Source organism: Siphonobacter sp. BAB-5385 (assembly GCF_002261125.1).
Taxonomy (GTDB): domain Bacteria; phylum Bacteroidota; class Bacteroidia; order Cytophagales; family Spirosomataceae; genus Siphonobacter.
Genome location: NZ_NMPS01000014.1, coordinates 40,278 through 61,013, shown reverse-complemented (window position 1 = coordinate 61,013; position 20,736 = coordinate 40,278). Strand labels below are relative to the sequence as shown.

The 20,736-nt window shown below is 48.3% G+C and carries 17 protein-coding genes; 7 read left to right on the top strand and 10 right to left on the bottom strand.

The annotated features are described in order from the left end of the window. Positions 1-55: 55 nt before the first annotated feature. From BWI93_RS01265 to BWI93_RS01250, 4 genes are all read right to left on the bottom strand, one after another. Positions 56-559 carry a hypothetical protein gene (locus tag BWI93_RS01265; RefSeq protein WP_094808366.1) on the bottom strand — a complete coding sequence of 168 codons (504 nt, stop codon included), beginning with the start codon at positions 557-559 and terminating at the stop codon, positions 56-58. 236 nt (positions 560-795) lie between these two features. Further along, positions 796-1,836: a hypothetical protein gene (locus BWI93_RS01260; protein WP_094808368.1), complete on the bottom strand. Its 1,041-nt coding sequence runs from the start codon at positions 1,834-1,836 to the stop codon at positions 796-798. Positions 1,837-1,888: 52 nt separating this feature from the next. Then, on the bottom strand, positions 1,889-2,905 hold the full coding sequence (locus BWI93_RS01255) for a hypothetical protein (protein WP_094808365.1): 1,017 nt from the start codon (positions 2,903-2,905) through the stop codon (positions 1,889-1,891). 21 nt (positions 2,906-2,926) lie between these two features. Further along, on the bottom strand, positions 2,927-3,598 hold the full coding sequence (locus tag BWI93_RS01250) for a hypothetical protein (RefSeq protein WP_094808364.1): 672 nt from the start codon (positions 3,596-3,598) through the stop codon (positions 2,927-2,929). A 331-nt stretch (positions 3,599-3,929) separates the two neighbouring features. Here BWI93_RS01250 and BWI93_RS01245 point away from each other — a divergent pair, with 331 nt between their 5' ends. The 4 genes from BWI93_RS01245 to BWI93_RS01230 all read left to right on the top strand — a co-directional run bounded on the left by BWI93_RS01245 (position 3,930) and on the right by BWI93_RS01230 (position 8,515). Beyond that, the gene (locus tag BWI93_RS01245) at positions 3,930-5,129 is read left to right on the top strand and encodes a hypothetical protein (RefSeq protein WP_094808363.1); all 1,200 of its coding nucleotides are present in this window, start codon (positions 3,930-3,932) and stop codon (positions 5,127-5,129) included. A 138-nt stretch (positions 5,130-5,267) separates the two neighbouring features. Further along, positions 5,268-6,041 (top strand): ABC transporter ATP-binding protein, encoded by a 774-nt coding sequence (locus tag BWI93_RS01240; protein WP_094808362.1) that lies wholly within the window; start codon positions 5,268-5,270, stop codon positions 6,039-6,041. 11 nt (positions 6,042-6,052) lie between these two features. Further along, a complete protein-coding gene (locus BWI93_RS01235; protein ID WP_141217308.1) occupies positions 6,053-7,723 on the top strand; it encodes a hypothetical protein in 1,671 nt (556 codons plus the stop codon). An 18-nt stretch (positions 7,724-7,741) separates the two neighbouring features. Next, positions 7,742-8,515: an ABC transporter ATP-binding protein gene (locus BWI93_RS01230; protein ID WP_094808360.1), complete on the top strand. Its 774-nt coding sequence runs from the start codon at positions 7,742-7,744 to the stop codon at positions 8,513-8,515. On the opposite strand, the gene BWI93_RS01225 is transcribed toward BWI93_RS01230, so the two are convergent. The 4 genes from BWI93_RS01225 to BWI93_RS01205 all read right to left on the bottom strand — a co-directional run bounded on the left by BWI93_RS01225 (position 8,505) and on the right by BWI93_RS01205 (position 14,398). Beyond that, a complete protein-coding gene (locus BWI93_RS01225; RefSeq protein WP_094808359.1) occupies positions 8,505-11,030 on the bottom strand; it encodes a DUF5686 and carboxypeptidase-like regulatory domain-containing protein in 2,526 nt (841 codons plus the stop codon). The two genes, BWI93_RS01230 and BWI93_RS01225, sit on opposite strands and share 11 nt — an antisense overlap. Positions 11,031-11,166: 136 nt before the next feature. Beyond that, the gene (locus BWI93_RS01220) at positions 11,167-11,814 is read right to left on the bottom strand and encodes a polysaccharide deacetylase family protein (RefSeq protein ID WP_233207870.1); all 648 of its coding nucleotides are present in this window, start codon (positions 11,812-11,814) and stop codon (positions 11,167-11,169) included. Positions 11,815-12,269: 455 nt separating this feature from the next. Then, entirely contained in the window at positions 12,270-13,406 is a 1,137-nt protein-coding gene (locus BWI93_RS01210) for a glycosyltransferase (RefSeq protein ID WP_094808357.1), read from the bottom strand. Then, complete coding sequence (locus BWI93_RS01205; RefSeq protein ID WP_176454090.1) at positions 13,403-14,398, bottom strand: lysylphosphatidylglycerol synthase domain-containing protein; 996 nt, start codon at positions 14,396-14,398, stop codon at positions 13,403-13,405. The genes BWI93_RS01210 and BWI93_RS01205 overlap by 4 nt, the downstream gene beginning before the upstream one ends. Before the next feature lie 74 nt (positions 14,399-14,472). Between BWI93_RS01205 and ruvC the strand changes: the two genes are divergently transcribed. Together ruvC and BWI93_RS01195 are read left to right on the top strand one after the other, a co-directional pair. After that, on the top strand, positions 14,473-15,051 hold the full coding sequence (ruvC, locus tag BWI93_RS01200) for a crossover junction endodeoxyribonuclease RuvC (RefSeq protein ID WP_094808355.1): 579 nt from the start codon (positions 14,473-14,475) through the stop codon (positions 15,049-15,051). A gap of 174 nt (positions 15,052-15,225) precedes the next feature. Next, entirely contained in the window at positions 15,226-17,385 is a 2,160-nt protein-coding gene (locus tag BWI93_RS01195; RefSeq protein ID WP_094808354.1) for a response regulator, read from the top strand. On the opposite strand, the gene BWI93_RS01190 is transcribed toward BWI93_RS01195, so the two are convergent. Together BWI93_RS01190 and BWI93_RS01185 are read right to left on the bottom strand one after the other, a co-directional pair. Next, positions 17,382-18,005 (bottom strand): 2,3-diphosphoglycerate-dependent phosphoglycerate mutase, encoded by a 624-nt coding sequence (locus BWI93_RS01190; protein WP_094808353.1) that lies wholly within the window; start codon positions 18,003-18,005, stop codon positions 17,382-17,384. The two genes, BWI93_RS01195 and BWI93_RS01190, sit on opposite strands and share 4 nt — an antisense overlap. A gap of 42 nt (positions 18,006-18,047) precedes the next feature. After that, entirely contained in the window at positions 18,048-19,424 is a 1,377-nt protein-coding gene (locus BWI93_RS01185) for a Gfo/Idh/MocA family protein (RefSeq protein WP_094808352.1), read from the bottom strand. Positions 19,425-19,585: 161 nt separating this feature from the next. On the opposite strand from BWI93_RS01185, the gene BWI93_RS01180 reads away from it, so the two are divergent. Beyond that, the gene (locus BWI93_RS01180; RefSeq protein WP_094808351.1) at positions 19,586-20,686 is read left to right on the top strand and encodes an endonuclease/exonuclease/phosphatase family protein; all 1,101 of its coding nucleotides are present in this window, start codon (positions 19,586-19,588) and stop codon (positions 20,684-20,686) included. Positions 20,687-20,736: the final 50 nt, after the last annotated feature.

The following is a 20,736-nucleotide window of genomic DNA, read 5'->3' as shown; positions in this document are numbered from 1 at the left end:
TCTAAATCCGTCCAACTTTTGGGGGCTAGTCCATTCTTTCAGGGCTTTTTTATTATTAAAATAAACGACTCCAGGCGAAGCGGATGAGTAGCAACACGCCCACAAAGCCCACCAGCAGGTATACAAACGGAACATAGGTAACGGCGTAAAAATGAAGCCGATCCAGAAAAAATAGAGTACCGATCAATGCAGCAATGAGGGTCAGAAATCCTGATAATTTACCAAAACCGGGGACGTACGAAAACGGAATCTTCTGCCGGATCATCCAGAGGGTAGCTCCCATGCTAATCATCGGTAAGACCTGCGTAATCAGGTTCATCGTCCAGACGCTCTGTCGTTCAAAGAGAAAAAGATAGATATTCAGCGTGAAAGCAAAGACCCCGGGAATGGCCGCCGCGTAAACCAGTACAGTATACGCATATTTCCACCGCAAAATCTCCTCCGGCGTTCGCCCCGACCAGAGATTAACCAGTAAGGCCAGCAACGGAATACACATCAATACTAAGGCGAAAGGCCCTGGCTGCTGAGAAACGGATCGGAACAAATCCTGAAGCGTCATGGATAGAGGGTGGAAGGGGTTTTAGTAGGTTTGAAAAGTTTAAGGTTTGAATAATGTTTAAGTAGTATGACAAGGTTTAAAAAAGTTCGAGGGTTTGAAAGGGCAGTATACTACCAACGTAAATTCCAAACCTGTTTCAAAACCCTAGAGGGGTTTAATACGAATAGCCAGGGGTCAAACCCCTGGCCACCTTCAAACTTTTTAAACGATCAAATGTAACGCAATCTTTTTTCAAATTACTTCGGCAAATCCAGCAGGAAGCCGATCGTAAAGTTGGCATCCCAGTCGAATACGAATTTTTCACAACCCGTACCATCCGCAATGGCTTTGTAGATATTCAAACCAGCTCGGGTTTTAGCATTGTCGAGTTTGTAGGCGTCGGCAGCATCCAGTACGGTATACCGCTCTTTGCCTTTGCGAACGGCTTTCGCTAGCTCGAATGGCACTCCACCAATGATGAAGCAGGTTTTGCGATGACTACTTGGTATTTGCTTGGCTTTGGCTTTCACTTCGTCGTAAACCGTATTATCGCTTTTACCTTCCTGAAAATACTTGGAACCGTAGCTTTCCAGAGCCGACGTTTTGTTTCCTTCTTTCCAGGAAATCTTCGTATTACCCGATCCAATGTCTACCACGAAAGCCGAGTCGTAAAATTCAGTCGGGAGTACACTTCGCAGAGCCAATTTACCTTCCTGTTCTGCTGAAACGGTGTTCACAAAGTAATTGAGCGACTTTAATACGCGGATGATGCGTTGCGTCACGTCCGCCTTGACGGCTCCAGAACTCACCACAAAGTGAATATCACGGCCACCCACGCCAAAGTCGAGCATCCCGCCGATGTATTTTTTGAGACCAGCCCGTACGTCGTCGTCGGTAGCCATGTTTTCAATAACCAAACTGTTGCCAAACTCAGCTTTTTCGAGTTTCCAGTTTTTCTGATCGTCTATCCGAATAATGAAGGAGTTAAACCCGCTGGCTCCTAATTCTACGACGCCCTTCAGCGTACCACCCTGGGGTACCGGAGCTTCGTAATCGAAACCGGGCTTGTTGGATTGCGTGGCCGAGGAAGAAGTCGTGGTAGTACGTTCCTCATCAATCCCTTCGGAGGAGGCACTTTCGGAACCTTCGTTCGAGGAGCGGCTGGTGGTTTCCTCCGTATTTTCCTTGCGAAGCGATTTGAGTAAATCAACTCCGCCTACGTACTTAAAGCCAAAGTAAATGGCTGCCAGGATAAGGGCGGTAATGAGCAGTCGGCCCGTTACGGTGAGTCGTTGCATATGAATAAAGGGATAAGTTGAAATTGAGAATCGGTTGTATGGGTAATGAAAATTATTCCAGCAGGCTCCGGTAGCCTTCATCCTTGGGGGGATTAATGGGTCGGTTACTGGGCGAACTAGGGGTGGGAGAGTCCAACTGGATCAGCTTGAAGTCACCTTTGTTATAGGCTTCCAGCATCGCCTGACCTTTGTCAGATAGTACCCCGTTTTGAATATCCACTGAGTTGATGAAATCCATCGACAGGTCCATTGCCCGCTTCATTTCGCCGAGTTTCTGGCTCATGTCGTCCTGAATGTATTCCATGGATTCGTCAAAGTAAAACTTCTTGTCCGGATTCCCTTTAAAGATACTCACCGCCGTTCGCAGGGCGTTCGAGCTTTCCTTGACAATCTGGTATTCGGCTTCTTTCAGCTTAACCTTGATTTCCGTTTCCTTAATGATGTAATCCGCACTCGTATTGACCTTTTCCATAAAGGCCAGTACGGTTTTCATGTTGCGTTGCAGGGGCAGCAGTTTCTCGTTCATTTCCTGTAAACCCGCTCCTTCAATCGTAGCCAGCGAAGCAGCTTCCTTCATTCCGGGCTTATCGGCCAGACTTTGAGCCTTGTTCGCTTCCGCAAACTTCTGCTTGATGGCTTCGTTGTTTTCGTTGATTTTCCGGTTCAGCTTCACCAGTTGTCCCGCCAGCTGATCAATCTGACCCTGCATTTTCCGGCGTTTATCTTTCAGATCCTGCACATAGATTTTCATAATGGCAATCGGGTCGAGCTGAATCACCAGACCCGTGATCTTCCGCATCAAAGTTTTATAAAGAAAGAAAACCGCCGTACGAACGTCTTTACTGGTAAAAAGAAAAATCAGTACGCCCAGCACCGCCAGCAGAGCCGCGAGGTACAAGGTATTTTCCGTCACTTTGATTAGAAATTCAACCACCCGGTTGAAGTACACCAGTCCAAATCCGGCCAGGGCAATCAGGAAAACAAAACCGACGACTCCCTCCGGACGACTCCAGAATGATTTTTTGGCGGCATCATCGGTACCTCCGCCCAATTGTGAGAAATCAGCCATGAATGTGTAGCGTTTTTGAGGTTATGATTTTAGATACTGACCAATTTTTAGCGTATCGTTTTTAATCTGCTCGGTAAATTGCTGGAAGGTCGCTTCGTAGTTCGCCCGGTTTTGCGTGAGCTTTCCACTTTGTTCGTCCACTTCGCCGCTGATCCGGGTCAGCCGTTCCTTGTTGGCGTTGATCTGATTCTGAATATCGAGAATCTGCTTTGCCAGGGCTTCGTTTTGCTGTTCCAGCGTTTTTTGTTCGTTCTGTAAGCCGCCTACTTTTTCGGTAACCGCCAGATCGACACTCTTCAAAAAAGCCTCCCGATCTTTCTGCAGGACGCTCAGGTATTGATTGGCCGTGGTGACCAGGCCGGATGGATCGGTACCGCCACTGAGGGCTTTGAAACTGGCCCAGGCTGCCTGAAATTGTTGTTCTTCACTCAGTCCGAGGTTAGTAAGATTTTTCAGCGTAGCCCGGAATTCGAAATAATCGGGGCCGGGCAGATTATTCTTTTCCAGTACGGAAGCAAAGTGATCGACAAACTTAGCATCGGTAGTGCCACTGGCTGCCACGGATCTCGGAATCGGAGCCGGAACGGGTTGCGAAGGCGTAGCCGGGGCAACGGGTGTCCCTTTCGCCGCTTCGGGAGCTTCCTCAAAAAAGATGTTTAAAATCTTACGGCCTAACCCTTTATTTTCTGACATAGCATTTCCAGTTAGTATAATTATGAAGCTTGACTGGCAAGGTAGTATTCCTGAGCAATCTCAGCCGTTTTTCTACTTAAAATTTTGATCCTGCACGCTTGCTACGCTTTTCAGTGCTGCTTCTTGCTTTCAAAGGTCCACAATCCTGCCTTTTTGTACCTCATGCATTCATACGAACGGATGCAGGACTTGACAGAATCCGGGAAAATTAGGTTGACTGTTGAAAGGATTTCAAAAAAATGCGTTTTTTCGGGAAGATAAATACGTTGAGTGTTCGGATCGGCGACGGGTTAGAAACGTCTGAAACGTGCACGAAACACTTATTTCCCCTATGGAACGCGAACTTGACGATATTCTTCATTGCCCTTGCCCCAGTTGCGGTGCCCAGTTACAGTATAGTGCCGAAAAAGAAGCCATGGCCTGCAAGCACTGCGGCTATACTGAAAAACTGACCCTGGGCAACGATCGGATTGAAGAACTGGACTTCAACCGGGCCCGTACGGATACAGAACATACAGTGGAACGGCGGTTGTTTTCCTGCCAGCGGTGCGGGGCTAAAACGGTAGTCAATTATGATACGCCAACGATTAGCTGCGGCTTTTGTGGTTCGCAGAACGTTAATCCCGAAGCCACGAAAACCCGGCTGTTCGAGCCGCAGGGTATTGTTCCCTTTCGAATCTCCCGGAATCAGGCTTCGGAATCCTTTAAAAAATGGATTGGTAAGAGCATCTGGGCACCGAATGATTTGAAAAATCTGGCCCGACTCGATACGTTGCACGGCATCTACATTCCCTTCTGGACTTACGATGTGCAGACGCATTCGGAGTGGGAGGGAGACGCGGGTACGTACTACTACGAAACCGAACGCGTACGCGATCCGAACGGAAATGTTCGAACGCAGCAGGTACGCCGCACCCGCTGGTGGTACCGCAATGGCACCTACGACCAGTTTTTTGACGATGTCCTGATTCTGGCTTCGCGGCAGTTACCCCAGCAAACCATCCAGGGCGTGTATCCTTTTCTACTGGATCAGGTCGTCAATTACGAACCTAAAGTACTGCTGGGTTGGGAATCGGAGGTATATAAAGTCGATCCGCAAGAAGGCTTTGCAGTGGCGAAAGAACAAGTGGATCAACGCATTGAATCGGCTTGTGCGGATTTGTTATCCGATGATACGTACCGAAACCTGAGCGTGCGTACGCAGTATTCCAACCAAACCTTCAAACACCTGATTCTCCCGCTCTGGATTTGTGCTTACCAATACAATGGCAAAACGTACCAGTTTCTAATCAATGGCCAAACAGGAAGCATTGACGGTAAACGGCCCGTATCGTTCTGGAAAGTATTGCTGGCGATACTGGCTTTCCTGATGCTAGTCTTTGTTCTGGTAACCATAAGCGGGAAGAAAAAACGCTCGAACTACGGAATGACCGTCCCTACTACGGAAACGCCGGTTGTTGTAAAAAGGGCTGTTTCGGGTTTGAAGTTTGATGTAGTTTCAGGTATGAAAAAGTGGGTGGGCGAAAGGTAGTACCGTAGGGACTGATGGATTGGAAGACGAAAGGTATTCTGTTTGTAGCCATCGACTGTGATCAAAGGCTCATCCCTCAAGTGAAACGAAATAGAGAACAAACGCTTAACGAACGAGTACCTAACCAAACCCACCCTTATGTCTACCGTTATCTCGATTGAAAACCTGCAAAATTCCTACGGCGACGGCCAGCTCGTACTGAAAGGCATTAATCTGGAAGTACAGGCCGGAGAAATTATCGGCTACATTGGCCCCAACGGAGCGGGAAAATCTACCACCATCAAAATCTTGCTGGGGATGATTCCCAGCTTTACCGGCGAAGTACGGGTGCTCGGACAGGACATCCGTACAGAGGCGATGGAAATCAAGAAGCAAGTTGGATACGTCCCCGAAAATGCGGCTCTCTACGAAGTACTGACTCCCGTGGAATACCTCACCTTCATTGGCCGTCTGTACAGCATGAGCGACGCCGTGATTCAACGGAAAGCGGAAGATTTACTGCATCTGGTCGGCCTGTCCAACCATATCAACAGTCGCATGAATACCTTTTCCAAAGGCATGCGGCAGAAGGTACTGCTCATCTCCGGCCTCATCCATAATCCCGAAATCATCTTTTTGGATGAACCCTTGTCCGGACTGGATGCCAACGCCGTGATCCTGGTTAAGGAAATTCTGGCTCAGCTCAAAACGGCTGGGAAAACGATCTTCTACTCCTCGCACATCATGGACGTGGTCGAAAAGATTTCCGATCGCATCGTCATCATCAATCAGGGGCAGGTGATTGCCAACGGCAGTTTTGAAGAATTGAAAGCTCAGGCTCATTCGGGTTCGCTCGAACGCATTTTCCAGGGACTTACCGGCGACGATACCACGCAGAGCAAGGCTTCAGAATTCTTACAGGCTTTACAATAACCCGATCCCTTATGACCTCTTCTATACTTTGGTTACTGGATCGACTCCAGGGGCTGTTCCGTATGCTTGGCGTGGATTATGCTATGATGCGAAACATCGTGGAAGTCAAGTTTACGATGGATAACCGTCGCAATCACGCTTCACTGGGCAAACGCTACCAGGAAAAAGAGTCCAGTCAGCGTCTGCTGATGGTGTACGGCATCAATGCTTTACTGGGCGGGCTCATCGGTTCTTTTCTATTCATCGCTCCTTCATTACTGCTGGCTCTGACCATCGTACTGGGCTACGTCATTGCCTGGGTGGCCCTTACCCTCATTACCGACTATTCGGAATTGTTACTCGATACAACGGATAATCTGATTTTATTACCTCGACCCGTAAGCGACCGTACCGTCTGGATGGCCCGACTGGTACACCTAACGGGTTATATTACCCTGCTGACGCTAAGCATTATTTTATTACCGACTGTATTCGTAGGCATTAAATATGGATGGGTAATCGTACCCGTTTTTGTGTTACTAAGTCTGCAGGCCGTTCTGATTGCCGTTTTTCTAACGACCTTACTCTATATGCTGGTGGTGCGTTTTTCGAGTCAGGAACGGGTCAAAGACATCATCAGTTACATCCAGATTGCCATGTCGATTTTCTTCACGGCGGGCTATCAGATTATGCCCCGCATGATTCGTTTCGGCGAAGTGATGGAAGCGGAGCATAGCATTCGAACGTGGTACTACGCTGTACCCTCCGCCTGGCTGGCGGGTTTGGTGGATATGTTTTATCAGCGACAGTACGATACGCCTCACCTGATTCTGTCGGCTCTGGCCATTTTGGTACCACCGGCATTGATCTACGTAAACAGCAAATACCTGGCTCCTTCATTTACCAAAAAACTGGCGGGTCTGGCCTCTACGGGATCAGAAGAGGATAAAGTGGTTGTTGAAAAATCCCGGCGGGGCTTGCTACCCTGGCTGGCACAAGCAGTTACGAACAGTCCCGCCGAGCGAGCCACCTTCGAGTTATCCTGGAACATTACGGGTCGCGATCGCCGCTTTAAGATGCGTACGTATCCGGCTATGGGCTCCATCGTTCCACTACTGTTTGTGATCATCGGACCGGTGCTGAATGGTCGCCAGTCATTCGATCAAATTCGGGAAGGGGCTCTTTATCTGGTGGGCATTTATGTATTACAGGTGGTCGCCGGAACCTTCTATGCCAATACCTATCAGTCCGACGATTACAAGGCCTCCTGGGTATACGACGCGGCCCCCGTTGCCGACCCGAGCGAGCTGATTCTGGGAAATTTCAAGGCCGCTATATTGAAATTTTATACGCCGTTCTATCTGGTTTCTTCCGTGTTGCTGCTGAGCATCTGGGGCTGGCACATCATCGATGATCTGCTGGCGGGCTATCTGTTTGCTCTTTTTGTGACCAGCCTGGAAGCCTGGGTAAAGAACTCGAATTGGAAAGTGCCGTTTTCGCAGGAACCCAAAGTGAAAGCGGAGGCTGGACGTACGACCCTGATGTTGATTATGATCATGCTGGTACTGCCTGTATGCGGTCTGATCCACTGGGGAGCAACGAAAGTGCCCGGTGGTGGCTTGTTCATGGTCTTACTCTACGGCGTATTGTTGTGGAGTACGCTGAAAAGTTATCGGCGACTTCGCTGGAGCCAGTTCGAGTAATTTCCCCATTTTTGTGGGATGAATTCACTTTTACAGGCCCAGCACTTGCAGAAAAGCGTAGGCGAGCACCTCATTATTGAAGACCTTTCGCTGGACTTGCGGGCGGGTGAAATTTTTGCCATGATCGGGGCCAGCGGGGCCGGTAAAAGCACGCTCCTGAACGTGTTAGCCTGCCTGACTCCGGCGGATGCGGGCGAATTATGGCTGGAAGGCAAGGAAATTTCGTCTTCGGCTAGGTACCTCATTCCCGGTCATGCGGAGATTAAACTCGTACCGCAGGAGTACAAGCTGCTGCCCAATCATACCATCCGGGAAAATATTGCTTACGCCCTGCGGGAGTATACCAAAGAATACCAACGCGAACGGCTCGATGAGCTGCTGGCGTTAACCGGACTGGAGGCAGTCCAGCACAAGCTTCCCCGGGAAGTGTCGGGTGGGGAAAAACAGCGTACAGCCATTGCCCGGGCCATTGCCGATGAACCCAAAGTACTTCTGCTGGATGAGCCTTTTTCGAATCTGGATACGCTCAATCGTCAGAAGCTAAAGCAGGAACTCAAACGGATTATTCAGGAAACGGGACTGGCCTGTCTGTTTGTAACCCATGATTTACTCGATGCCCTCACCATCGCTCAGCGGATGGGTGTAATGCAGGAAGGTAAACTCCTGCAAACGGGTACGCCTGCCGAATTGCTTCAGCAACCGGCTACGGGTTACGTGCGGGAGTTTCTGGCCAGTGGACTGTCCATCATCCGGGAAATTCAGCAGCAATTAGGCGATTCTTTTATAGCGTGAAATACGCCGAAGCTTTCACCGCAAAACGATTGATTTTAACACCGTCGATGGTCGTGGGCTGATTCAGGTACGTTAGTCGGTGAATGGCTTCGATCCGGAAAAACTTGAAAATGTTATCGATTCCATAGCCCACTTCCACGTAAGGCGTATTCGAATTCAGCGATCCAAAGCCCGGAATCGGGTTCCCCTGCAAATCGTAGTCTGGAATAATATCCCGATTAGCCTGTCGGGCTCCACCATACAGTACATTGACGTTCAGTAAGGTCCGCCATTTCAAACGTTTGATGGCCGGAAGTCGGTTGAAGAGGAGACCTTCAAAGTTATGTTCATATTTCAGAGAAGCGTACCGATCGGAGAGGAACTCGAAGTAGTTCATCATGTTGAAGGCGTTGCCTACGTAAAAAAGGGACTGGTTTCCTAAATGCGGAAAGAGCAGGGGATAGGGCAGGGTGGAAGGCGTATAGCCCGCCGAAAGCGTGTAAAAGCTTCGTCCCAGGATGCCCACCCGAAAATTGTCCGCCATCGTAAGCGTAAACCGATGGTAATTGAAATCCCCACCCAGCGTGTTTTGAAGACCGAGGGAATACCGGAGCGTATAGATGGGCGACTGAGCCGTACCCAAGCTGACCCGGTCGTTGTCGTTGTAAATGAAGAGTTCGTTCTTCGCAATCCGTAACTCCGTTATGAGCTCCGTATTCTGGTACGTACCCGATTGACCGGACGGATCACCATTGTTCACGTAAGCGAAATTATACAGTGGTTCGAAGCTCCGTCGGCGAATCCCGATCATGGGTGTCAGGCCTTTGATAAGTTCAGCCCGAATGTAGGACATGTACTCGCGTTGGTAATACCCCCGCCGATAGCGGCCAAAGCGGGAATAGGTGGCAAAGAGGCTATTGTTCCCTACAGCTTCAGTCGTCAGACCAATCTGTTCCAGATCATAGCTGGTACTGGCTCCTATCTCAGCCCAGGGTTTACGACTGATGATGTATTTAGCGTCAGCACCGTACTTCATGACATTATCCTTGAAGCCGTAGGCCAGATACCCACTCAATACCCATACCTTACTGAACTCGGCGTTCGTTCGGAACCCCGCCCGTAAGCGTAGTCCTTCGATGGTGTTGAAGGCTCCCGTACTTAAAAAGGGACCTAGTTCAATGCCGTTATAAATTCGCTGATACCCATTTGCAATGATGGATAAAATCTGGGTATACGACCGAACAATGGGAATATTCTTGACGGAGTCAATGAGTGAATACGCCGTTCTTTCCTCGGCCGTTAATGAATCTGGTCTAACCTGTTGCCAGTAATTATCTTTCTGTTCCCGGTAATGATCCGCCAGTTCAACCGCTGGATTGTAGAAAGTCGCTTCCCGGGGTTGATTAATCTTAAAGTTGCGATTGGAGACGAAAAATTTCGCCAGAAAACCCACGGAATTCTTCGTAAACTCCTTCACATCAATTAATACGCGAGTCTGCTTGGGAAGCCAGGCTCGTTGTTTCGTGGTCGAATCTTCAACGGCCGTCAGTTGCTGCTGAATTGCGATGCTTTCCACGTAGTTGATATTGGCATCCCCCGAAATCCGTAAATCCACCTGACGCAGGGCGTAATCGGCCGTATCAATCCAGATTTTGCCCACAAAAGCCAGATCCTGAGCCCGACGGGGCGTCACTTCTATTTCGTAACAGGGGGAATTATCAATCTGAATCGTATCGCCGAGGAAATAATCGTAACTACCCCGCCAGCCGTCGGCAATGGGGGATATGAACTCTTTCCGAAGAATGGGAAGCCAGTTTTCGTAAAAGTTATACTGCTGGAAAGCACTACCAATGAACTGCGAAAAGGTACTGCCATCCGTAATACCCACACCCGTAATCTTGGTTTTGTTGATGCGTTCTTTGGTCAGCTCGGGATTGCGGCGGTGGTAATAATCCGAAAAGCTTTCCGAGAGGAAAATGGGAATGATGGGTTTGCCGTCGTCTCCGGCAATTTTCTGTAGTTTTTCGAGCGGTCCGGTGATTTTTTTACCAACGGGGCCTTTGCGAAACTGGTCCGAAATCTTGTTGACGTCAAACTCATTTTTGACGTAACTCTCGTATTCATACGCTTTCAGATTCCGCCAGTCGTGTGTGGCTTTGGCCGCCACGGCGTTGCGAATAATGCGGAACGCCGGATTTTCTCCCTTGGCGTATACCCGCACTTCCCGTAGCTGCGAAGAGCCCGCTGTGAGTTGAAAATCGATGGTTTGTTCAGCCAGACCGGGTTGTACGGATTTGGTCGCCCGTTGGTAACCAATGTAGCTGACAAAAATGGAATCGCTGAGTTGTCGGGCCGCAAAGCTGTAGTTTCCGTCAAAATCAGTATTGCCACCGGCTGAACCGCCTTTTAATCCGACTGCTGCGAAGGGAATTGGATCGCCCGTAGTGGCGTCGGTAATGCGACCTTTAATGACGTGTTGAGCCTGCGTAACGCAGGCCAGCGAAAGCAACAAAATTGCCAGGTACCATTTATTCATTGTTTTCAGGGCTCATCCGTACACTCTTGACCTTGGGTCAAGAGGTATGTAGTTCAAATGGGAAAATGCAAAAACCATTTTACTCTAGCGGAAGAAATCTACGATTCGTCCCGATTAAGTACAAAACGGTTCATTTTTAGCGACTACCGCCTTCGGCGTTGCCCATGGGTAACGCCGCAAACTTGAAATTTCGTTCCGCCAGGTAGTCCAGCGTACGGGGAAGAGCATAGCTCATATTCTTCCAGGCTTTAATACTGTCGTGAAAAACGACCAGACTCCCCGATTCGCAGGCTTTGGTCGTACCCCGTAAAACCTGCTCGGGTTTGAGAGAAGGGGAGTAATCGCCCGTCAGAACATCCCACATGATGAGTTGATGGTGCTGCTTCAGGTACGCCGCCTGCCGTTTCCGAATGCGACCGTAGGGGGGGCGAAACAGCCGCGTAGGTGGCAGTAAATCCTGACATTGAGCTACGTTGGCAAAATACGTTTCATCGTCTGTATTCCAGCCTTTCAAGTGGTTGAACGTATGATTTCCTACGGAGTGGCCCTGTTCTAGTAGTTGCTGAAAAATGGAAGGATGTTTACGTATATTATCGCCAATACAGAAAAACGTAGCTTTTGCCTGATACCTGGCCAGCTCTTGCAGGACAAATTCCGTTGCTTCAGGAATCGGTCCATCATCAAAGGTGAGATAAATCGTAGGCTCCGATGACGGGATCCGCCAGGTCATTTCCGGGTAAATGGATCGCAGGATCGGAGTAACTTTATGGAAGAAGAAAGCCACAGTGCAACGGATTAATCAGATTTGGTGTCAAATATCGTAAAACAACCTCTACTGCTATGAAAAGATTTAGTCAGTGGTACCTTCTGGCTCTGTGCTCAGTAGTACTAACCGCCTGTTGCACGAAAGAGCTTTGCGTATCTTATTTACAAATTCAACTACAGAACTATACGCCGGAAGAAATAGCCCAAAGTTACGTGTTAGGTAAAACGCAACTACCTGGACCTGGACTGGACTCCGTACGTTTTGGCGACAACGGAATCGCCAGTATTTCAGACAAGCTTGAAAATCAGATACATGTTGTAACACCCGTGGATACGTTAACAATTGAACTGATATTCGATAAACGAACGTGTAACACGTGTGTTACTTGGAAGAGTACGTATCAGGCCATAGTAGCTTACGAAATAGCCGGAAAACGAATGAAAGGCAATTTTGTACAAATTACCAGACCCTGATTACTGTAACTTCCGCCCCTTCCACTGGTACCCTTTACCCTGAGCCAACAATCCAAAAAAGCAAACGTAAAACGGGTAAATCAATTGCACGAAGGGAATATACGCAATACTTTTTGACTGCCTGAGAAAGTGGAGTACGCCCGCCAGAAACAGAAATTCCAGTGAGAACTTAAAACCTAAAATACTAGCCAATACAAAGCCCGAAATACTGCCCGCGAGGTAGGCTCCCAGGCCAACGATAGTACTGGCATTGGCCATAAAAACGAAAATTGCCAGGGCGGACACTTTCCAGTCGGTATAATGTCTCCACTTACTGGCCCAGCGGCGACGCTGGTGGTAAAACGAACGGAAACTCTGGTGGGCTCCGGTATGAACCAGTGCCAGCGAGTTTTTCAGGAAATGGACTTCGCCGGGAAAACGGGCGGCCATTTTATGCATCAGAAACTCATCATCACCCGAGGCCAGGTTTTCGTTTCCCTGGAATCCATCGACCGCCAGAAAGGCCGAACGGGCGTACGATAAATTGGCTCCGTTACACATATTGGGTTTCTTCCAGAACATGGCAACCGCCGCTGAACCAACCAGACTGGCAAACTCAACAATTTGAATTCGACTCCTGAGCGAACCTTCGTCGTGAAACGTGACCGGTCCCGAAATCAATTGGGCCTGGGTCGTTTGCTGGTACGAAGCCAGGATCTGTAGCCACTGCGGACCTACGCGGCAGTCGCCATCCGTTGTGACGATCCACGCGTGCTTCGCCCGTTGAATGGCCTGTGAAATGGCCCTTTTCTTGGGCGAAGAATGGTTTTCTTCCGTTAGGGTCAACAACGTAAGAGCGTAGCGGGCTTTCGACTGAAACGCCCGTACCAATTCGGCTGTACGATCGGTAGAATGATCATCGGCGACGATGACTTCGTACCGATCAGCGGGATAGCTTTGCCGATCCAGATCCTCCAGTAGAGCAATGATGTTTTCGGCTTCGTTGCGAACCGGAATCAATACACTGATGGTGAGTTGCTGATTGGCGTGCAGCGGCACGTATACGGGCATTTTCCACCAGCCATTCAGCAGAAAGGCATTGAACACAAACCATAACACGGGGCCAAACAGCAGCAAGCCGATCCATACGATACTCATGCCGGTTGATTTTTTAAATACCGAAGTTGAGCTACAAATACAATGCCGACCAAAACGGGCAGCAGGATATTCAGTAGCCAGATCGTGAGTGAGGCTGAGGTTACCAGGGCCGGATCAACGCGGTAGAAGCTGAAAAAATAAAGCGTACTAAACGTTCGGATACCCAGGTCGCTCAGGAAACTGAAAGCCGGAATCACACTCTTGGTCAGAAACAACAGCCAAACCACCGTGAGCTGATCGAGCACCGGAAGCGATACGCCAAAGCCATACAGCACGAGCAGAAACTGGATGCTATACGTTAGAAAACGGAAGGAAGCCAAAAAAACCAGAAAGCGAACGTCACCGGAAGAATACGTCTCCAGTACGCGGAAAAACCGGGCCGAGGACGCCAGCCAGGAGATGCGTTCAAGGGTAGGGGCCGCCTTGTGTTTTAACGAAAGCACATAGACGGTTAACAACGTCGTTAACCAGAGCAAGCCCAGAGCAATGAAGTGCCCCACCCCGGGACGTTCGGGCATGCGGTACAGGAAATAAGTATAGGCCAGCGTACCCGCGAATAACGTCACCAGAAACTGCAGCGTACTACCGAGCAGAAAAGCTCCAATACTATTAAGGCGGTTTTTCGCCTGTAAGAAACCCATTTTACCAGTCAGGTCGCCCACATTGGCCTGCGAAATAAAACCCAGGGACTGACCGGCCAGTACGCCCCGCAACGCGGTATAAAAACTGAGGGATTCCAGTTTTCGGGCGAGTACCTGCCACTTCCAGGCTTCAATGGACCAGTTCAACGCCGTGAGGAGTATGGTCAGGCCCAGCCACCAGCCATTTTGCCCGGTAAAAGCCCCCTGAATGGCTTCCCACACGCTACCCAGGTCCTGTTGTTTTTGCTGAAGCGTTCGAATCACCAGCCAGATAATCACCACAGGTAATACCCACCGGAGCAGAAAGAGAAAAAATCGGCGAAATGCCGGGTAATTGACGTTATTTTGCATAGGAATAAGGCTGACAAAAAGCATACGAAGGGCAGAGTGCTCCGTATATTCTTTGGGAAAGCCTTTGCAAAGCTATGGCAGAAAAGATCATTTTAGGCGTGGACCCCGGCACAAGGTATATGGGCTACGGGCTGATTTTAGTGGAGAAGGGGAACATTACGCTATTACAGTACGGCGTTATCAATCTCACCAAGTATGACAATCATGAGTTAAAACTGGGTAAAATTTTTGAGCGGATTACGGGCATCATCGACGAATTTTCGCCGGATGAGATGGCTCTGGAAGCTCCTTTCTTTGGAAAAAATGTACAGTCCATGTTAAAGCTCGGTCGTGCTCAGGGGGTAGCCATGGCTGCTGCTCTGGCCCGGCAAATACCGATTGTAGAATATTCACCCAAAACGGTAAAACAATCGGTGACGGGTAATGGAAACGCTTCCAAAGAGCAGGTATCGTATATGCTGGAGAGTATTCTGAAAATGAAGCTTGAAGGCGAGCGACTCGATGCTACGGATGCTCTGGGTGTAGCCATTTGTCATTATTATCACGAAAACACTTTAGCCTCTAATAAGGGTAAAAAAGCTCTAGGTATAAAACAGGCTAAAAAAGGAAGTTGGGCCGCTTTTCTATCTGAAAATCAGGATCGTATTAAGTAATAGTCTAGTTATAACTCGTTAGGGAAACAGCACTTGAAAAAGTGCTGTTTTTTTGTAATTGCTGTAAAGTATGATTAAAAACTTACTACTTTTGAATTACGTTAATTTTGGGTCTAACTGAGTTTAAATAAATAAGTATAAAATACTATGCTTGTAGTATTAGTTTGACGGGAGATGAAGAAAGATACAAAAACAACCGTTGGTAAACGTTTTCTTTGGCTAGCTTTTCTACTGCTTATCTTATCGACTTTCGCCCTCATTGTGCTGGTGCGTAAGAATAAAGCGAACGTAGTTAAACACAACATTGAGGGCCTGAGTAATATCAAAAATAACTATCAGAAAATAGATACGTGTATCTCTATTCTGTACATCGCTGAAAATAATAGTCGATTATTTACGGTTACAGGGGATACGGTCTATCACCGGCAGTTTGTATCGCAACTTGCCACGGTGTCGAAGATACTGGAAGAATTTAAAAATCAGAAAAATGAAAGGACATTACCAACAGACGTAAATCAGCTGCTAACTCAGAAAAAAGATAAGAATAAAGAGTTTTCGTATCTTAAAACACTTACCGATAGTTTATTGATTCTTTCAACGAAAGAAATTGCTATTCGCGAAGAACGACAACCGATGGTTGTACCTAAGCCTAAAGTAAAAGTCAGACGTTCAGAGCAAGTTGTTAAAGTTGATTCAGTAAAAGTTACGCAACAACGTTCCCGTAAAAAGTTGTGGGGTCGCCTGGCGGAAGCAATCAGTAATAAAAGTTCGTATAATAACCAGATTCAGGTTTCTTCGACCCGTAATAAATCAGATTCGCTGCTTGAGGAAACTGCCGCCCTATACGAAACGAATCTGCGGGCAATGGATAATTATTACAAGGATTTACTGGCGTACCGAAAAGAGCTAAATGCAACGGAAAAAGAATTACTACGGCTAAACGGCCTGATTTTTTCAAAACTACAAGGGTCACTGACCGGACTAAAACAGAGCGAAGCGGAAGAAGCAGAATTGCAGCGAAAGCAGTTGCTAGCCGGTACTCTTACCGATGTGCAGGAGTTAAACCTCCTTTCTCAGGGCAGCATCGCCATCATTTTCTTTCTAACCTGCAGTATATTATACACGATCTGGCGATTGTACAGAAATGAAATTTCTTTATTACAATACAGCCGGCAGGTAACGAAGTACGCTAAAATGAAAGGCGACTTTCTGGCTACTATTAGTCATGAAATCCGCACGCCACTGAATTCAATTATTGGATTTTCGGAACAGATTGTTAAGACAGATTTACCGAAAGAACAACAGCCTAAACTGGAAGCCATTCGCTCATCTTCGGGCATATTAATGACGCTGGTCAACGATATTCTGGACTTTTCAAAACTAGAAAGTGGAAAGATTGAACTGAGTCAGAAACCGTTTCAACCCTATCTGATTTGTCAGGAAATGGTGGCAATGCTTGGTATACAGGCTGATAAAAAAAACATTACCTTACGTAGCGAACTAAAGTATGAGGCGGAAGCAACCTTGCTAGGCGATGGTTTCCGAATGAAACAGGTATTGATGAATTTATTAAGCAATGCTATTAAATTTACGCCTGTGGGCGGTAAAGTAACGTTAAGTTCTTCGCTGGCTCCGATTATGGGAAATCAGGTACTCTGGAGTTTTCAAATAAAGGATACAGGAATCGGCATTTCGAAAGAGAATTTAGGAATTATTTTCAATGATTTCCAGCAATTGGAACACGATTCAAAAGTGGAACGGTCGGTCGGTACAGGCCTGGGATTAGCGATTTGCAAACGCATTGTTGAATTAGCCGGGGGTACCATCAAAGTAACGAGTGAGTTAGGGGTAGGGTCCACTTTTTCAGTTGACATTCCAATGGAATTAACCACCCAATCAGAAATGAATACGCATAGCTCCAGTATAGAACGGGAAATTCATGAATTGTTGCAGGAAAAACAGGTACTCATTGTGGATGACAACAAGATGAATCTGTTACTGCTTGGTACCATTTTGAAGAAGAAAAACGTAACCTTCCAACAGGCTACAAACGGACAGATTGCGTACGAGATGTTCGATGCCCATCCCTTTGATCTGGTCATTACAGACATTCAGATGCCGGTCATGGACGGGGTCGAATTAACGCGGCAAATCCGTACGCACGGGGATAATAAAAAATCCTCAGTTCCCATTATCGGTTTCACCGCCCAGATTACGGCGGAAGAACAGGAACGGTACCACAAGCTGGGAATGAACGATTTTCTGAATAAGCCCTTTGTTGAGAAAGACCTCAAAGCCCTTCTCAACAAAGTATTAAGTACCGTGACGGCTTAGTGCGATTCGGTCAGGTAATCGGCCTTGAGCAGTTGCATGTGTTCATCGAAATGGTAGAAGCGGGGGGCTCCCGTCGGGATGTCTACCTGCGAGATGGCCTGCTCGCTTAAGTGTTCGAGATCCATCACCAACGACCGAAGGCTATTGCCGTGAGCCACGATCAGCACATTCTGCCCCTGCTGCAAACAGGGTACAATTTTTTGCTGGTAGTAAGGTAGCACCCGCTCCTGCGTCATTTTCAGACTTTCGCCGCCGGGCGGGGCTACGTCGTAACTTCTTCGCCATAAGGCTACCTGTTCGATACCGTATTTTTCGGCAGTTTCGGCTTTGTTGAGTCCCTGCAAATCCCCGTAGTTACGTTCGTTCAATGCAGCCGATTGATGCACGGGAATGGACGTTTGCTGAATATCTTCGAGGATAATAGCCAGTGTTTCCTGAGCTCGCTTCAAGGCTGAAGTGAAGGCGACCTGAAAAGAAATGGTTTTGAGTTTTAACGCCGTGAGGCGGGCTTCGTCCCGACCATGCGTGGTAAGCTCCACGTCTACTTCCCCGGTAAATCTATTTTCAAGGTTCCATTCGGATTGACCGTGCCGAACCAGGACTAATATTCGATCTTTCATAATAACAAAGAAAAGCCACGCCCAAAGGAGTGGCTTTTCGGTTTATCCAACAATTTTCATTTGATCAGGATCCCAGGCAATGGGCTTTTTCTTTTCTACCGACAAATTACAGGCCAGTGATGGAGCCGCCGCCCGCAAGCCAAACGTCGCATCTTCTTTAACCAGGGCCGGTTTATTTTCCCGAATGGCTTTCACGAAGACTTCCATGTGAGACAGCCGGGCGTTGTACTTCTCGGGAGCGTTGAAGACAATATCGGTTTGTTTTTCGACTCCACGACTAAACTTATCCTTGGGGTATTTGGCGTCGTATTCCTTCAAAAAGGCTTCCTGCATCGCCTTGGGGTAGGTGATCAGGGCGTCGTAGTTCAGACTGAAAGGCGGAGCTTGCGGGCGTTTGAAGCGACGCAGCACAAAGCCATCCCCATTTAATTCCAGCGAACCTTCCGTTCCTACAATCCGGCTGCGGTGGGAACCACCTCCGCCGTCGGCCAGATTCACCCGCGTGAAAAACTGAAAGGAGGGGTGCTGATCCGTTTTCGGATAATCCATTACACCGGTTACGAGATCGTAGGCGTCGCGGCCATCTTTCCAGTAATTTAAATCACCCAAAGCAAAAATTCGATTGGGTCCTGTCGAGCCCGTAATGGTGTGCAGCGTGGTGAGCAGGTGTACGAATAAATCGCCCGCCACACCCGTGCCATATTCCTTATAGTTTCGCCAGCGGAAAAAGCGATGGGCCTCAAAAGGCCGTTTCGGAGCATCCCCCAGGTAACGGTCCCAGTCCACCTGTTTCGGGTCCAGGTCAAAAGGAATGGTATATTGCCAGGCTCCCAGAGCGTCCACGCGATCATTGGTGGCTTCGACAAAAGAAATTTCTCCTAAAGCTCCGTCTTTTATGTACTTTTGAGCCTCGAGCACACCTACCGAACTGGCAGCCTGACTGCCCACCTGAAATACCTTTCCCGATTTTTTCTGGGCGGCGATTACGGCAGCACCTTCCTCGATGTGATGAACCATCGGTTTTTCGCAATAGACGTGCTTGCCAGCCTCCAGAGCAGCGATGGAAATGTGATCGTGCCAGTGGTCAGGAACGGCTACAATGACGGCGTCGATATCCGGACGGGATAAAATCTCGCGGTAGTCACGAGTCGTATATAGGTGGTTACCCCATTTTTCCTTGGCTCGTACCAGGCGGGGATCGTACAAGTCGCAAGCGGCTACCAGCTCTACGCCGGGCACTTGAAGAATGGTGTCCACGTCAAAGTGACCAATGATGCCGGCTCCGATGAGTCCGACCTGAATCGTATCATTCGGGGAGAAAGCCGAGCCTAGAGCCTTAAGGGGCATCCAGGAGGCCATCGAGAGTGCCGCCGCCGAGCCGCCCATGGTGCGAAGAAAGGTACGCCGGGAGTTTTTCATAAAGACTGAGGTAAATGAGGTAGCGTGAAGAGTAACTAAAACATGGGTAAAATACAACTCTGCTCTGACATAGAAAGAGTTATCTAACGAATTTTTAAACTTTTTTAAAGAAGAACGATTAACCCCAAGAGCAAACTGCCGTGCTCGTATTTTCTAAGTATATGTCAATTGCCTTAACCATTGGTTCTTACGTAATTGTTCTTTTTTCGCTAATCCCCCTGATTCGAAGCGATCATTGGACTTTTCGCGTTTTCGAGTATCCCCGCAGCCAGAAATTTGTGCTGAATTTACTCTTCATTGTGCTTTGGGCCTTCTGGGGGGAAACTTCACAGCCCCTGACCTGGATTACCCTGGGCATACTGGGCCTGAATCTGATTTATCTCTTTTATCAACTCTTTCCGTATACATTCCTGGCCCGGAAGCAGTTGCTAAGTCAGCGGGATACCCAGCCCGACCGTAGCCTCAGTCTGCTGATTTCGAATGTCTATCAGTATAATCGAGTATCGGAAAAACTACTGCGTTTGATTGATCAGATGGAGCCCGATATTGTATTGCTGGCTGAAACGGACCAGTGGTGGGCCGAACAAATGCGGCCCTTGCACAAATCCTACCCGCACCGGGTGCTCAAGCCGATTGACAACACGTACGGTATGTTGCTGTACTCGCGGTTGAAACTGACGGATGCGTCGGTGAAGTTTCTGGTGGAAGAGGACATCCCGTCCATTCACGCCAAAGTCTGGTTGCGTTCCGACGAGCCCATTCAGTTGTATTGCCTGCACCCCACGCCGCCCGTACCACAGGAAAACCCACGATCAACCGAACGGGACAAAGAAATACTGATGGTAGGACGGGAAGCCAAGCAATCGGATATCCCAGTGATTGTGGCAGGAGATATGAACGACGTGGCCTGGAGCTATACGACGGATCTGTTCTTAAAAACCAGTGGCTTGCTAGACCCCCGGCGGGGCAGGGGATTCTACAGTACGTTTCACGCCAAGATTCCTTTTTTGCGTTTCCCGCTCGATCACGTGTTCTGTTCCTCGGACTTTAAACTGCTACAGCTCCAGCGGTTACCCGGTATTGGCTCGGATCACTTCCCGATGTTCATAAAACTGACGTATAATCCGAAAGCCGAACAGGAGCAGGAGCAAAACGAACTGGAAGCCAGCTCGGAAGAAAAAGAGTTGATTACGGAAAAAATTAACGCCGACACGGAAAGTGACGGCGAATCCAAACCCGACAAAAATCCGCTGGGTACCTAGAGGAAGGTTTCAAAATAAGTAAGATGCCTGTAAAAAGTAGTAAAGACCTC